Here is a 13178-nt window from a genome sequence, read left to right on the forward strand (position 1 = left end):
ATTTCACTACATGGTTACGAGGGAGAGCGGAGCGACCCCTCAGATAGTTTTTTGTGTCCAAAAGGGGTAAGGTATTTTTATGCCAAGTGGACTAATTATTAAGAAATAGTTATTTTTTGGGAAAGTGAGGTTTATAAAATGACAAATTTGGGTATAAATGCCATAATTACGCTTATAAGTCATGTTATATTTATATGGATCAGTTTTAATGCATTACAAGCAATCGATTGGAAAAAGATATATAACAAAACCAATCCTAAAATGTTACAATTACTTGTAGCGTTTATTGCAATCGCTCTTGGTTATACAGTAAGCTCTTTTTTTATGAGCATTTTTAGTTTGACTCAAAATATAGCCTTGCTTTTTAAATGATTCCAGGTTTTTGGAGGAGAATATTGTGCAACAAATAATCGTAAATGGACCTACGCAATTAAAAGGAACTGTCAGAATTGAAGGTGCAAAGAATGCTGCTTTACCGATTTTAGCAGCGACTATTTTAGCATCAAAAGGTAAGACATTTTTAACGAATATCCCTCCGTTGTCGGATGTAATCACGATGTCCAAAGTTCTGAAAGCTTTGAATGCCGATGTTTCTTATGACGAAATTGATGAAATTTTAACTGTTGATACAAGTGCCGGTACAACAACAACTGCTCCAGAAAATCTAGTCGACAAGATGCGTGCTTCAATCGTAGTATTGGGACCACTTTTGGCTAGAAACAAGGAAGCACACGTAGCAATGCCTGGTGGCTGTGCTATTGGTTCCAGACCAATCGATCTTCATCTCAAGGGTCTAGAAGCTATGGGCGCTAAGTTTACTCAAAACGGTGGCTATATCGATGCTACTACTGAGGGCCTACACGGAGCTAACATTTACTTGGACTTCCCAAGTGTGGGGGCTACTCAAAATATTATGATGGCCGCAACTTTAGCCGATGGCGAAACAATCATCGACAACGCCGCCAGAGAACCAGAAATCGTTGATCTTGCCAACGTATTGAGCAAGATGGGTGCCGATGTTATGGGTGCCGGTACTAACACTGTTAAGATCAATGGTGTTAAGAGTTTACATGGCTGTGAACATTCTATTATGCAAGATCGTATTGAGGCTGGTACTTTCATGGTCGCTGCGGCAGTAACTAACGGTGATATCTTCATCAAAGATGCCATCGCTGCTCACAATCGTCCTTTGATCTCTAAATTGATCGAAATGGGCGTTTCAATTGACGAAACTGACGAAGGTATTCGTGTGATTGGGACTAATCAATTGAAACCAGTTGACGTGAAGACTTTGCCACACCCTGGTTTCCCAACTGATATGCAAGCACAAATGACTTTAGCTCAACTATTGAGTGTCGGAACAACCGTTATGACGGAAACTGTCTTTGAAAACCGTTTCATGCACTTCCCCGAATTCGGTAAGATGAAGGCTGATTACAAGATCGAAGGTAATTCAGTTATCATGTTCGGTCCTGCTCAACTAAGTGGTGCTAATGTTGCTGCTACGGATTTACGTGCTGCTGCAGCACTCGTTTTGGCAGGATTAGTTGCTGAAGGCGAAACACGCGTTTCCAACCTTCAATATTTGGATCGTGGATATTATCATTTCACAGAAAAGTTAAGAAATTTAGGTGCTAAGATCAGACGTGTTTCAATCGATGAAAACGGTAGAGAAAGTTTAGTACTAAGCACAGTACCAAGTATTACCAAATTGGCTTAATTTAACTGAAGAAAGTGGAATTTCCACTTTCTTTTTTTTATTGGGAATTTAATGATTAGGCTGATTATGATATACTTCTTGTGTTTAAGTCTTGGAGGATATAGTATGTCGAAATATCTAGGAATTGATTTGGGTACAGCCAATGTACTTATTGATGTAAAAGGCGAGGGAATCGTTCTAAATGAACCTTCTGTCGTAGCAATTAATACGAATAATAATGATGTAGTCGCTGTCGGTAAAGATGCTTATTTAATGGTTGGTAGAACACCAGCAAATATTAAAGCTATCCGTCCACTAAAGGATGGAGTTATTGCTGACTTCGATATTACAGAAAAAATGTTGCAATATTTCATTGAAAAGTTGAATGTGGGAAGTCGTTTCTCTAAACCAACGATCATGATCTGTGCACCAACTAACGTTACCCCAGTTGAACAAAAGTCTATTATCGAAGCTGCTGAACAAGCCGGTGGCGGTAAAGTTTATCTTCAACTAGAACCAAAAGTAGCTGCAGTAGGTGCTGGACTCGATATCTTTAAACCACAAGGGAATATGGTTATTGATATTGGTGGTGGTACATCTGACATCGCCGTTATTTCAATGGGTGATATTGTTACAAGTAGTTCACTTCGTTTTGCCGGTGACAAAATGACTGGGGCTATTCAAGCTTATATCAAGCAACACCACAGTTTGATCATTGGTGAAAGAACTGCCGAACAGATCAAAATGGAGATCGGTTGTGTAATGGATGCTGATGAATCAAAGACATTCTCAGCTTCAGGTATCGATATCGTCTCTGGTTTGCCAAAAGAAATCACAACTAATGAAGTTGAGATCCAAGAGGCTCTAGCAGATGGCGTAGAACAAATTATTAGCGCCGCTAGGAACGTTTTGGAGCAAACACCTCCAGAACTATCCGGTGATATCATTGATCGCGGTATCATGCTTACAGGTGGTGGAGCATTGTTGAAGAATCTTGACAAATTATTGTCTGAAAAACTACAAGTTCCAGTACTCTTAACCGACAGTCCTTTGGATTCAGTTGCTTTAGGTACGGGTGTCTTGTTGGACAACATTGAAAAACATAAAAAATACTAGGATGAAAAATGAAAAGAGACTTTGGTAAAGAATATCGTCGAGATATTTTCAAAAAAATAGGTTGGATACTATTGTTAATGTTGATTTTCTTGCTGTTAGGTATGCTGATCGGCTCAGGCTTAGGTGGCTCCAATCCGCTAGCAGTTTTATGGCCGGGGACATGGATCCATATGTTTGATTTTCTAAAATAATATGCTCAAGAAAATTTTAATTGGAATCGTTAGATTCTATCAAAAATTCATTTCTCCAGTATTGCCACCAAGCTGTCGGTATTACCCAACGTGTTCAACTTATTTTATCGACGCGGTAAAAAAACACGGTGGAATTTTAGGCACAATTATGGGTTTGGCACGAATTTTACGTTGCAATCCCTTTGTTCGTGGTGGAGTTGATCCAGTGCCAGATAATTTCACCATTTTTAGAAATCCTCATCCAGAAAAATATGAAGATGAAATTATAGCAAAAAAATTTCATAACAAAGAATAGGGAAGATTTAATGGCTAATAGAAAAAAATCAATCGAAATTAATTTGAAAGATATCAGCAGTGATCCTGAAACATACGAACTTTGGGATCGCAAGAAGTATATCGGAACAATCAAAAAAGATGGTGAACGTTATCTTTCATACGTTGAAAGTAACCAAACACCATTTAAGTCAATCAAATTGGATGATGCAATCAATGAGTTGCTAATGCAATATAATCTACATAATCATTAGTAGGTGAAGATATGGATATAAGAGAAAATAGAAAACGAAATGATGTGGATTCGCGGATCGATTACGGAATCATCTTTTCCGTGATGATGCTTGCGATAATTGGTCTCTTGTCGATTTATGTTGCGACCATTCAAGATTCACAGAATCCGTTAAAAAATGTAGTTTCACAGGTGGCATGGTATGCTATCGGCGCGGTCATCATTGCTGTGATCATGCAGTTTGATGCGGAGCAGTTGTGGCAAGTGGCTAACTATGCTTATTATGGCGGATTAGCGTTGTTATTCTTAGTCCTGATCTTTTACAGTAGAGCTTACGCTGCCACGACTGGTGCTAAGAGTTGGTTTGCCGTTGGTTCTTTCACGTTCCAGCCATCTGAAGTAATGAAACCGGCATTTATATTGATGCTGGGAAAAGTAATTACGAATCACAATAGTTTGCACCGTACGCACACGATTAAAGGCGACTTTGCCTTATTAGGAAAGCTTTTCTTGTGGACGTTACCAGTTTTAGTACTATTGAAGCTTCAAAATGACTTTGGTACCATCTTGGTTTTCGTTGCCATCTTAGGAGGCATGATCCTAGTTTCTGGGATCAGTTGGCGAATACTGTTGCCGGCGTTTTTGATCGTAGCAGTCGTCGGTGGGACCGCGTTGTTGTTTGCTACAACTGACTGGGGACGTCAAGTTCTTGGTCACTTTGGTTTCAGATCCTACCAGTTTGCCCGAATCGACAGTTGGTTGAATCCTTCAGCGGATACGACTGAGAACGGGTATCAGATCTGGCAGAATATGAAGGCCATTGGTTCAGGTAAATTGTTTGGTAAAGGCTTTAACGTATCAAACGTTTATGTGCCAGTTCGTGAATCAGATATGATTTTCTCAGTTATCGGTGAAAACTTCGGATTTATCGGTTCCTGTGTTTTGATCTTGTTGTATTTCTTATTGATCTACCAAATGATTCAAGTAACTTTTGATACTAAGAACGAATTTTATGCCTATGTATCAACAGGTGTTATCATGATGATCTTGTTCCACGTGTTTGAAAATATCGGTATGAGCGTTGGTTTATTGCCTTTGACAGGTATTCCGTTACCGTTTATTTCGCAAGGTGGTTCAGCCTTATTAGGTAACATGATCGGAATCGGTTTAGTAATGTCGATGAGATTCCATCACAAGAGTTATATGTTTGAAAATGGTAGTGGTACTTTTACGCAAAGGTAGGCAATGATCTATGAGTGAAAAAGAGAATTATTTTTGGGTCGACAAGGGTAAAGAGACAACACGTATAGGGCTCACAAAAGAGGCTCAAGCAGCTTTAGGTGATGTCAAATATGTTGAATTACCTGATCTAAATTCTGAGATAAAAAAAGGTGATTCCAGTGGTGAGATCGAGGCTCAAAAGGCCGTGGTTGAGCTAGAATCGCCTGTTAGCGGGAAAATCGTTAAGGTGAACGATAAATTAAATGATAATCCTGAATTATTAAATAGTACCGAAAAAGACGCATGGTTCTTTGAAGTAAATAATTAAATTTTTAAAATTTATCTTTTTATTGTTGCTTATTTCTTGCAATATTTTTTAATAACTGTTTAAATTGTCCTTGTAATTAATAAATGAATGGGGATAGTTTAGAATGAAAATCTTAGGTGAAAAAATTCGCCATTACAGAAAACTCAGAGGCATTTCGCAATCTGAGTTAGCTGATGGTATTTGTACACAGGCAACTGTCAGCCTGATCGAAAAGAAAGACAAAATTCCAAGTATGGAAATCTTGGTTCGCATTTGTGAGAGACTGGGTATCACAATGAACCTCGTAATCGTCAATGACGATAGTCAAATTTATTCAATTATTAGCGACATAAAGAAATCATTCTATCAAGATGATTTTGATGGTATTAGTGATAAACTGGGTAAGCTTAAAAACATCAATGTCAATAATAAACAAGAAATCAAATTGATCCACTTCTTCAATGGTTTGATCGAATATGTCACAAGTAAGAATTATGACAAAGCCATTTTCGACTTTAACCGGGCAATGAACGTCAACATTGCTAACGTTGATATGTATGATATCTTGATCGATGTCTTCACAGCGAAAGCTTATATCAACAAGAAGTCAGTCGATGAAGCTAGAGTTTATTACAACCAAGCCAAAGACTTGATCAAATCTAGTTTGGATAAAATCGGCGACGAAAATTATCACGATAGCATCTTGATTTACGATAACATGGCTGATTTGTCATTGAAGTTGGATGACAACGAAAAAGCTATGGATTACGCCAACGAAGGTATCTTTATCGCTAGACGCGAACAAACGTTGTTCAAACTGGACGAGATGTACTGCTACTTGGCAGACGCTGGTACTCGTGAAGGTCAAAAGACTGACGAGGACTACATCAAAGCGTACGTAATTTCAAGCATCAGTGAGAATAAACCAGTATTTGAAAAATTAAAATCTAAAGTGAAAGATATGCATTTGAATATCTTTTAATTAAAAAATAATTTATTAAATTCCGTTAAAAGAGGGTCGACTCAGTGATGAGTTGATCCTCTTTTTTATGCAAAAAAAGCTGACCTCATGAATGAGATCAGCTTTTTAAGTGATTAATTATTTCTTCTTATTCTTGATAGTTTTGTTGTCCAAGTCAGTTCTAACAACTAGAACGTCACAAGCAGCTGTTCTAGTTACATATTCAGTAACTGAACCGATCAAGAGTCTTTCCATAGCATTGAGACCAGTGGCACCGATCATGATAAGATCAACGCCTAACTTTTTAGGGAACTCAGTAGCAATGATAGCTTTAGGAGCACCGTATTCGATACTGTAGTCGATATCTTCGAGACCAGCATCCTTAGCTGTTTTGACATAGCTCTTAACTGTTTCCTTGGCTTTTTCAGTAATTTGTTCAACCATTGTTGAATCGAAACTAGAAACGTTTTGGAAGGCTCTAGTATCAATAACGTGGATCAAGTGAATAGCAGCTTTGTTTCTTTTAGCTACTTCAACAGCTTTCTTAAATGCTAATTCAGCTTCAAATGAACCATCGATTGGTACGAGAATGTTTTTATATTGTTGTAACATAAGTATCACCCCGTTAATATAGTATTACTGCTTTTATAACTTTATTTTAGTTGATTTGGCCCAATAAATACAGTTAACAATGAAGATTTAGCGGATATTTGCCAAATAAATTGAAAAACTAGCGGCAATTAGACTTCCTAAGAGCAATGTGATGAAGTTTGCTTCTCTACTGCCGATGAAAGCGATAACGATTCCTAAGATCGAAACTAAGACTAATAATGCTGCTGTGAAACGCATGACATTTTTGAGAGTCATATTTTCGTCAGGGGAGTAGATCAAAAATTTTTTATTGCTGTGTGACCAAAGAATATAAGCTAAAGCTAGTAAAAAAAAAATGAAGAATATCATTAGAACTTTAATTATCATAATTATTCTGACTCCGTTTTGAATTCATTTTCCATTCGTGAATCTGTTGCATACGTAAATTTAAGGCTTGTTCATATTTACCAGTATCATTTGGTTGGTAATATTTTTGATTGATTAAATTATTAGGTAAATATTGCTGATCGACCCAAGCGTTAGGGTAATTGTGTGGGTATTTATAACTGACTCCGTGACCTAGTTTTTTGGCTCCTGAATAATGAGCATCTTTGAGATCGTCAGGAATTGAGTTAGCTTTGCCGTTTCTGACATCTTGCAGAGCAGAGTCGATAGCCACGACACCAGAATTTGATTTAGGACACAGGCAGAGATCGATCACAGCATCTGCCAAAGGAATCCTAGCTTCTGGCAAACCAACCATCTGAGCTACTTGAGCTGCTTGAACGGCTCGAGCACAAGCTTGTGGATTAGCTAAACCGACGTCCTCATAAGCGCAGACGATCAACCTTCTAATAGCTGAAGTCAAATCGCCAGCTTCAAGTAGTCGTGCCAAGTAGAGTAAAGCGGCGTTAGGATCGCTGCCACGGATCGATTTTTGGAAGGCCGACATGACATCGTAGTGACTGTCGCCATCTTTATCAGAAGAGATAGCTTTTTTCTGGACAGATTCTTCGATCGACTGCAAATCAATGTGGACTTGGCCATCTTTATTAGGTTCGGTTGATAAGACTGACAATTCCAGACCATTTAAAATGCTGCGCAGATCGCCATTGGTAGAACTAACTAATAAATTCAAGGCATCTTCGTCTAATTGAACATGATATTTACCCAAAACATTCTTATCGTCTTTCAAAGCACGCTGAACGGCTTTTTTAAGGTCATCGCTATCCAGAGGCTTTAATTCAAAAATTTGGACTCTTGAGCGAATAGCGGGGCTTATATTGATATATGGATTCTCAGTCGTTGCACCGATCAAAATAATCGAACCACTTTCTAACAGTGGTAGGAGAAAATCTTGTTTAGTTTTATCCAAACGATGGATCTCATCGAGCATCAAGACGACAGTGCCACTCATTTTGGCTTCTTCAGCAACGATCTGTAGATCCTTTTTGCTATCAGTGGCGGCATTGAGCATCCGAAAGGCATACTTAGTACTTCCGGCAATGGCACTGGCAATACTTGTCTTACCGATCCCCGGAGGACCATAAAGGATCATTGATGATAACATTTTGGCTTCGACCATTCGACGAATGATTTTGTGTGGACCAACTAAGTGCTGCTGACCAACAACTTCATCAATATTTGTTGGACGCATTCGATATGCTAATGGTTTTTGCATAGAACCTCCTATATAATTGATATGTATATTTTACAACAAAGGATTGAGGACATGTTTGATAAAAATGATTTTAAAGTTTTCAATGACGATACTTTGTCTGGTCGACTAGAATTGATCAAAACTACTTTGGACCCTAAATTTGAAGTTTTAGGTGAAAAACTCTTGTCGCGATTAGAACTTGAATATCGTCAGAAGTTCTTTTTAAAAATTGCCAAGCACCAACGTCGGACGAAAAATCCACCGCCAGATACATGGTTGGCAATCAATCAAGATAAAAAAGGTTACAAGAAGACGCCTCATTTGGAGTTTGGCCTTTGGCCGGATTGCTATTTTATAACTTTCAGTTTGTTGGCTGACATCAGAAATCGAACTAGTTATTATCCGGTATTAAAACAATATCAAAAACAAATCATAACTGAAGGCTGGGGCGTCTCCAACGATCACACTACCAGTATTCTCAAACCAGCTTCAGAATTTGAAGCAGTCATCGATCATTATGAAAAGGTCAAATCAAGTGATCTGGTGGTAGGCTTTGAACTTCCTAAAACTGATAGTAAAGTCTTAACAGGAGATTATGACCAATTCATCGAGGATAAATTTATGCAGTTGAGTAAGTACTTAGTATTGTTCAATCAAGCAGTCGTTGAATAAATTCTCATTATACAAAATGACTTTATAATATTATGCAATTTTCTATTGTTTTAAATATTATCTAAATTATAATGAAGTTAAATAATATAGGGATTAATTAAAAGGGATGATCAAGATGAAATGGTACAAATCAATTGAATTTTGGCTCGGTGTTTTAATTATGTTGGCTTTCTTCCAAATGTTCTTTGTCGAAACATTCAGCTTCATGTGGTGGAGCGGATTGATTTCTAGCATTGTTGGAATGTTGCTTCTCTTTAATGTCTTTGGAAAATTGAATATTAAGTAACTAGAGAATGTAAAATACCTCTGATTCAGCATTTGGATCAGAGGTATTTTTGGTGCAAAAAAAATACATCCACCAAAGAGTGAATGTATTTTTGACAAAATATTAAAGGATTTGGTTGTAGTATTCAACAACTAGTGATTCATCAATATTTGGTTCTAGTTCGTCACGTTCTGGGTTACGTACTAGTGAACCAGTCAATGTGTTGTCATCGAAAGTAACGAAACCAGGACGACCAACAACGTTTTCTAGGTTATCTTTAACGATAGCTAAGTCTTTTGACTTGTCACGAAGGCTGATCTTTTGACCAACTTTAACTTCGTATGAAGGGATATCAACACGTTTGCCATCAACAGTGATGTGACCGTGGTTTACAAGTTGACGAGCTTGTGGACGTGAACTTGCAAGACCCAAACGGTAAACCATGTTATCCAATCTTGTTTCAAGAAGAACCATCAAGTTGAAACCGTGAAGACCTTCCATCTTACCGGCACGGTTGAACAAGTTACGGAATTGACGTTCGTTAACATCATACATGAAACGTAACTTTTGCTTTTCAGCTAATTGTTGACCGTATTCTGAAACCTTACGACGACCACCATTAGGACCGTGTTGGCCTGGGGCGTAGTTTCTACGGGCGATTTCTTTACCTGTACCTGAAAGTGAAATTCCTAGACGACGTGATAATTTCCAACGTGGGCCTGTATATCTTGACATAAATAAATTCCTCCAAAATGTTTGTTGGAGTAAAATAATTAACTGGAGCTTAGCATTCGTGCAGTTATCGTTACAGTCTTCGCCTTGTGCAGCCACAGGTTACTAGATGAACTAACTCGTCGATAAATGTTGACGTTCTTGCCGCTCTTTGCTGCATATTTTACACGAAAGCTAGTATACCGTGATAAGTAGCCAATGTCAAAACTATTTTTTAAAGCCAATAGTTAAAACTTTATTATGAAAAGTAGACAGCGATAATAATGGGACTAATATTTGTTATAATTTTTGTAAGATAAGACTGAATCGTCATTAGGGGTGTAAATGTGTTTGTAATTATTATTGGAATAATCTTAATCATTCTGTTCTTCTTATGGTACATGTGGTTCTTGCAAAAAAGAAATGCGGGAACTCTCAACAAATACAAGGATCGAACAGACGAGTTAAAAAAGGCTCAACTAGACGACAAAATTGAAAAACTAGAAAAGATGAAACTATCTGGTGCCAGTGATGACCGTTTTAACCAATTAAAGGTGGCCTATCACAAACAGACTGACGATATTTTTTCGGATATTTTGACGGAGATCAGAAGTGCTGAGTATAAGAATACTGAATTTAAAGTGTTCAGTTCAGCCAATGAATTGAAAAAGGTAAATACAGAATTAAATGATTTTGAAAAACAAATCACGGAAGTTTCGCAAGGCTTTGAGGAGCTGTTGGCCAGTAACGAACTGAATGCGACTCACAGCGAAGAGTTGCAACATCGATATCAAACTTTACGTAAACAAGTTTTGACGCAATCATTCAGTTATGGTCCGGCGACCGATAAATTGGAAGATGAATTGTCCGAAATTGCTAACTTATTAGATAAGGAAAAGCAGTTGACAAACAAAGGTGATCACATTGAGGCTAGTCAATGCTTGGACGATGTCCGATTGAAACTTGGTCTGATCACCGACCAGTTGAAGATCATTGAACCTTTATATCACGATTTGAATGAAGTATTTCCAGGTCAAATTGATGAGATCAAGTTTGTCTATCAAAAATTAGATAAACAACAATTTCAATTTACCGACGATATTGAACAGTTGATTGCTGACGTTCAAAAGAAGATCGAAGAGTCAAGCAAAAAGCTAGGTGAAATGAACTTTGATGCCGTCAACACTAATAATGAAGATATCAAACAACGGATCGATGATTTATACGAAACTTTGACTTTGGAGATCGATGGCAAACGGGATGTTTTGAAAGATCAAAAGCCAGTTCTTGACTATATCAACCATGCAACTTTCCAACACAACCGCCTGGATAAACGGATTCAAAAACTCGAAGAGAGTTATATTTTAACTGATAAAACTACAAGTACTTTCCAAACTAACATTCAAACGCTCAAGGATATTCGCCGTGAATACGATGCCGATATTCAAAGCATTGCCGATAAAAAGGTTATCTTCTCGCAAGTTAAGAATGATTTTAAGGAAATTGTCAGACAACTCGATGAGATCGAGAGCAGCGAGAAGAATATCAACGATGATTTGAACCAAATGCTTTCGAGTGAACAAATTGCTCGTAACAGCGTTGAAGAATATGCTAAGCGTTTGGAGATTCAAAAGAAAATGATGGAACAGCTTCGTTTGAATGGTTTACCTGATGACTATTTGGATTATTTCTACATGGTTTATGACGAGATCAACAAGTTATACGATGAATTAGACGCCGATAGAATTAATATGGAAGATATCAGCAAACAAGTTATCGTTACTCAAGAAGATTTGGACAATTTAGTTGAGAAAACTAGCAAATTGAAATACAATGTTGCCTTAGCTGAGAAGTTATTGCAATATGCTAACCGCTACGCAGGCAAAGATGAAGCCTTCAAAGAACAATTGGATAAATCACGTTCATTGTTCGATGATGAGTATGATTATGATGAGTCAGTCAACGTGATCTCTAAGGCTTTGGAAGAAGTTGAAGCCGGTTCAGTCGACCGAATCAAAGAAACAATCAATTCATAAAATTCATAATATTTCAAAAGTACGTTCAAAGTGTGTTAAATTATAATAGATAAAAATTTGGGCCTTTCGAGGCCTTTTTATTTTGGGTGAGGCAAAAATGATATATTTTGATAATAGTGCAACAACTAAAGTTAATGATTCAGTTCTAAAAACTTACAATGCTGCTAGTCAAGATTACTTCGGTAATCCATCTAGTTTGCATAAGTTGGGATTGAAAGCTTACGAGTTATTGGAAACATCTCGTAAACAAATTGCAAATTTAATGGGATTCAAACAAGATGAAGTTGTCTTTACCAGCGGTGGTACTGAGGGTAACAACTGGATCATCAAAGGGACTGCTTTTAAGAAACGTGAATTCGGAAAGCACATCATTACTACTTCGATCGAGCATCCTTCAATTATGAATACGATGCACCAACTAGAAGAACTTGGTTTTGAAGTGACTTATTTACCAGTTGATAAAACTGGCCACATTAGTGCCGAAGATTTGAAAAATGCTATTCGAGACGATACGATTCTAGTTTCAACTATGGCAGTCAACAATGAAATCGGTGCTATCCAACCAATCCATGAGATTGCTAAGGTATTGAAGGATTATCCTAACATCAGTTATCACGTTGATGCCGTTCAAGCTATTGGTAAGAACTTGCAATCTAAGTTCATTGATCCTCGTGTCGACTTCTATACTTTCTCAGGTCACAAGTTCCATGCACCACGTGGAATCGGCTTTATTTATATGAAGGAAGGCAAGCAGCTTGAACCATTGATGGCTGGTGGTGGCCAAGAATCTGGCCTTCGCAGTGGAACTGAAAATACCCCTGCAATTGCTGGTATGGCTAAAGCAATTCGTCTCTTAAAAGAGAATGAGGCAGACAAAGCAGACAAGATGGAACAATTAAAAGAAAAATTAGTTCGCCACTTGGAAACTTTGGACAATGTACATATCTTCTCTAAGATCGGTGACGATTTTGCTCCACACATTATTTGTTTTACGATCGATGGCGTTCGTGGCGAAACTGTCGTGCATACTTTTGAGGAACGTGATATTTACATTTCAACTACCAGTGCTTGTTCTTCTAAAAAAGGACTAGAATCCGGTACATTGAAGGCTATGAATATTCAAGAAAAAGTTGCAACTAGTGCTGTTCGGGTCAGCTTAGATGAAAGTAACACCGAAAAAGAAATGGATGAATTTATTAAGAACTTGGATGAGATTCACGATCACTTCCAAATTTTGAATTAG

At 37.6% G+C, this 13178-nt stretch carries 17 protein-coding genes; 13 read left to right on the forward strand and 4 right to left on the reverse strand.

Annotated features, from left to right (window positions below):
* Positions 1–138 precede the first annotated feature (138 nt).
* The 9 genes from FD29_RS01910 to FD29_RS01950 all read left to right on the forward strand — a co-directional run bounded on the left by FD29_RS01910 (position 139) and on the right by FD29_RS01950 (position 6021).
* Positions 139–372 carry a DUF1146 family protein gene (locus FD29_RS01910; protein ID WP_057887296.1) on the forward strand — a complete coding sequence of 78 codons (234 nt, stop codon included), beginning with the start codon at positions 139–141 and terminating at the stop codon, positions 370–372.
* Positions 373–397: 25 nt separating this feature from the next.
* Positions 398–1720 carry a UDP-N-acetylglucosamine 1-carboxyvinyltransferase gene (murA, locus tag FD29_RS01915; RefSeq protein WP_057887297.1) on the forward strand — a complete coding sequence of 441 codons (1323 nt, stop codon included), beginning with the start codon at positions 398–400 and terminating at the stop codon, positions 1718–1720.
* A 105-nt stretch (positions 1721–1825) separates the two neighbouring features.
* Positions 1826–2815, forward strand: a complete 990-nt coding sequence (gene mreB / locus FD29_RS01920) for a rod shape-determining protein (RefSeq protein WP_057887298.1) — start codon at positions 1826–1828, stop codon at positions 2813–2815.
* 8 nt (positions 2816–2823) lie between these two features.
* Positions 2824–3006 carry a DNA-directed RNA polymerase subunit beta gene (locus FD29_RS01925; protein WP_057887299.1) on the forward strand — a complete coding sequence of 61 codons (183 nt, stop codon included), beginning with the start codon at positions 2824–2826 and terminating at the stop codon, positions 3004–3006.
* Between the two features lies 1 nt (position 3007).
* Positions 3008–3301: a membrane protein insertion efficiency factor YidD gene (yidD, locus tag FD29_RS01930; protein ID WP_057887300.1), complete on the forward strand. Its 294-nt coding sequence runs from the start codon at positions 3008–3010 to the stop codon at positions 3299–3301.
* A 10-nt stretch (positions 3302–3311) separates the two neighbouring features.
* The gene (locus FD29_RS01935) at positions 3312–3533 is read left to right on the forward strand and encodes a DUF2969 family protein (RefSeq protein ID WP_057887301.1); all 222 of its coding nucleotides are present in this window, start codon (positions 3312–3314) and stop codon (positions 3531–3533) included.
* An 11-nt stretch (positions 3534–3544) separates the two neighbouring features.
* On the forward strand, positions 3545–4753 hold the full coding sequence (locus FD29_RS01940; protein WP_057887302.1) for an FtsW/RodA/SpoVE family cell cycle protein: 1209 nt from the start codon (positions 3545–3547) through the stop codon (positions 4751–4753).
* Between the two features lie 10 nt (positions 4754–4763).
* Complete coding sequence (locus FD29_RS01945; RefSeq protein WP_057887303.1) at positions 4764–5060, forward strand: glycine cleavage system H family protein; 297 nt, start codon at positions 4764–4766, stop codon at positions 5058–5060.
* A gap of 103 nt (positions 5061–5163) precedes the next feature.
* Positions 5164–6021 (forward strand): helix-turn-helix domain-containing protein, encoded by an 858-nt coding sequence (locus FD29_RS01950; protein WP_057887304.1) that lies wholly within the window; start codon positions 5164–5166, stop codon positions 6019–6021.
* Positions 6022–6138: 117 nt separating this feature from the next.
* On the opposite strand, the gene FD29_RS01955 is transcribed toward FD29_RS01950, so the two are convergent.
* From FD29_RS01955 to FD29_RS01965, 3 genes are all read right to left on the reverse strand, one after another.
* Complete coding sequence (locus FD29_RS01955; RefSeq protein ID WP_057887305.1) at positions 6139–6612, reverse strand: universal stress protein; 474 nt, start codon at positions 6610–6612, stop codon at positions 6139–6141.
* Between the two features lie 87 nt (positions 6613–6699).
* Positions 6700–6978: a hypothetical protein gene (locus FD29_RS01960; RefSeq protein WP_057887306.1), complete on the reverse strand. Its 279-nt coding sequence runs from the start codon at positions 6976–6978 to the stop codon at positions 6700–6702.
* Positions 6968–8272 (reverse strand): replication-associated recombination protein A, encoded by a 1305-nt coding sequence (locus FD29_RS01965; RefSeq protein ID WP_057887307.1) that lies wholly within the window; start codon positions 8270–8272, stop codon positions 6968–6970. The genes FD29_RS01960 and FD29_RS01965 overlap by 11 nt, the downstream gene beginning before the upstream one ends.
* 51 nt (positions 8273–8323) lie before the next feature.
* Between FD29_RS01965 and FD29_RS01970 the strand changes: the two genes are divergently transcribed.
* Both FD29_RS01970 and FD29_RS11345 read left to right on the forward strand, forming a co-directional pair.
* Positions 8324–8923 carry a DUF1054 family protein gene (locus FD29_RS01970; protein WP_057887308.1) on the forward strand — a complete coding sequence of 200 codons (600 nt, stop codon included), beginning with the start codon at positions 8324–8326 and terminating at the stop codon, positions 8921–8923.
* Between the two features lie 115 nt (positions 8924–9038).
* Positions 9039–9209, forward strand: coding sequence for a hypothetical protein (locus FD29_RS11345; RefSeq protein ID WP_157049375.1), 171 nt, complete (start codon positions 9039–9041; stop codon positions 9207–9209).
* Positions 9210–9311: 102 nt separating this feature from the next.
* On the opposite strand, the gene rpsD is transcribed toward FD29_RS11345, so the two are convergent.
* Positions 9312–9923, reverse strand: a complete 612-nt coding sequence (gene rpsD / locus FD29_RS01975) for a 30S ribosomal protein S4 (protein ID WP_057887309.1) — start codon at positions 9921–9923, stop codon at positions 9312–9314.
* 323 nt (positions 9924–10246) lie between these two features.
* Between rpsD and FD29_RS01980 the strand changes: the two genes are divergently transcribed.
* Both FD29_RS01980 and FD29_RS01985 read left to right on the forward strand, forming a co-directional pair.
* Positions 10247–11935: a septation ring formation regulator EzrA gene (locus FD29_RS01980; RefSeq protein ID WP_083477733.1), complete on the forward strand. Its 1689-nt coding sequence runs from the start codon at positions 10247–10249 to the stop codon at positions 11933–11935.
* Between the two features lie 97 nt (positions 11936–12032).
* Positions 12033–13178 carry a cysteine desulfurase family protein gene (locus tag FD29_RS01985; RefSeq protein ID WP_057887385.1) on the forward strand — a complete coding sequence of 382 codons (1146 nt, stop codon included), beginning with the start codon at positions 12033–12035 and terminating at the stop codon, positions 13176–13178.

Origin of the sequence: Companilactobacillus mindensis DSM 14500, assembly GCF_001434275.1 — a bacterium.
In the GTDB taxonomy this organism is placed as follows: Bacteria; Bacillota; Bacilli; order Lactobacillales; family Lactobacillaceae; genus Companilactobacillus; species Companilactobacillus mindensis.

Excerpts from the sequence above, each read along its gene's own strand:
- FD29_RS01910 (WP_057887296.1), top strand. The coding sequence starts at position 139 with ATGACAAATTTGGGTATAAATGCCATAATTACGCTTATAAGTCATGTT.
- mreB (WP_057887298.1), top strand. The coding sequence starts at position 1,826 with ATGTCGAAATATCTAGGAATTGATTTGGGTACAGCCAATGTACTTATT.
- FD29_RS01925 (WP_057887299.1), top strand. The coding sequence starts at position 2,824 with ATGAAAAGAGACTTTGGTAAAGAATATCGTCGAGATATTTTCAAAAAA.
- yidD (WP_057887300.1), top strand. The coding sequence starts at position 3,008 with ATGCTCAAGAAAATTTTAATTGGAATCGTTAGATTCTATCAAAAATTC.
- FD29_RS01935 (WP_057887301.1), top strand. The coding sequence starts at position 3,312 with ATGGCTAATAGAAAAAAATCAATCGAAATTAATTTGAAAGATATCAGC.
- FD29_RS01940 (WP_057887302.1), top strand. The coding sequence starts at position 3,545 with ATGGATATAAGAGAAAATAGAAAACGAAATGATGTGGATTCGCGGATC.
- FD29_RS01945 (WP_057887303.1), top strand. The coding sequence starts at position 4,764 with ATGAGTGAAAAAGAGAATTATTTTTGGGTCGACAAGGGTAAAGAGACA.
- FD29_RS01950 (WP_057887304.1), top strand. The coding sequence starts at position 5,164 with ATGAAAATCTTAGGTGAAAAAATTCGCCATTACAGAAAACTCAGAGGC.
- FD29_RS01955 (WP_057887305.1), bottom strand. The coding sequence starts at position 6,612 with ATGTTACAACAATATAAAAACATTCTCGTACCAATCGATGGTTCATTT.
- FD29_RS01960 (WP_057887306.1), bottom strand. The coding sequence starts at position 6,978 with ATGATAATTAAAGTTCTAATGATATTCTTCATTTTTTTTTTACTAGCT.
- FD29_RS01965 (WP_057887307.1), bottom strand. The coding sequence starts at position 8,272 with ATGCAAAAACCATTAGCATATCGAATGCGTCCAACAAATATTGATGAA.
- FD29_RS01970 (WP_057887308.1), top strand. The coding sequence starts at position 8,324 with ATGTTTGATAAAAATGATTTTAAAGTTTTCAATGACGATACTTTGTCT.
- FD29_RS11345 (WP_157049375.1), top strand. The coding sequence starts at position 9,039 with ATGAAATGGTACAAATCAATTGAATTTTGGCTCGGTGTTTTAATTATG.
- rpsD (WP_057887309.1), bottom strand. The coding sequence starts at position 9,923 with ATGTCAAGATATACAGGCCCACGTTGGAAATTATCACGTCGTCTAGGA.
- FD29_RS01985 (WP_057887385.1), top strand. The coding sequence starts at position 12,033 with ATGATATATTTTGATAATAGTGCAACAACTAAAGTTAATGATTCAGTT.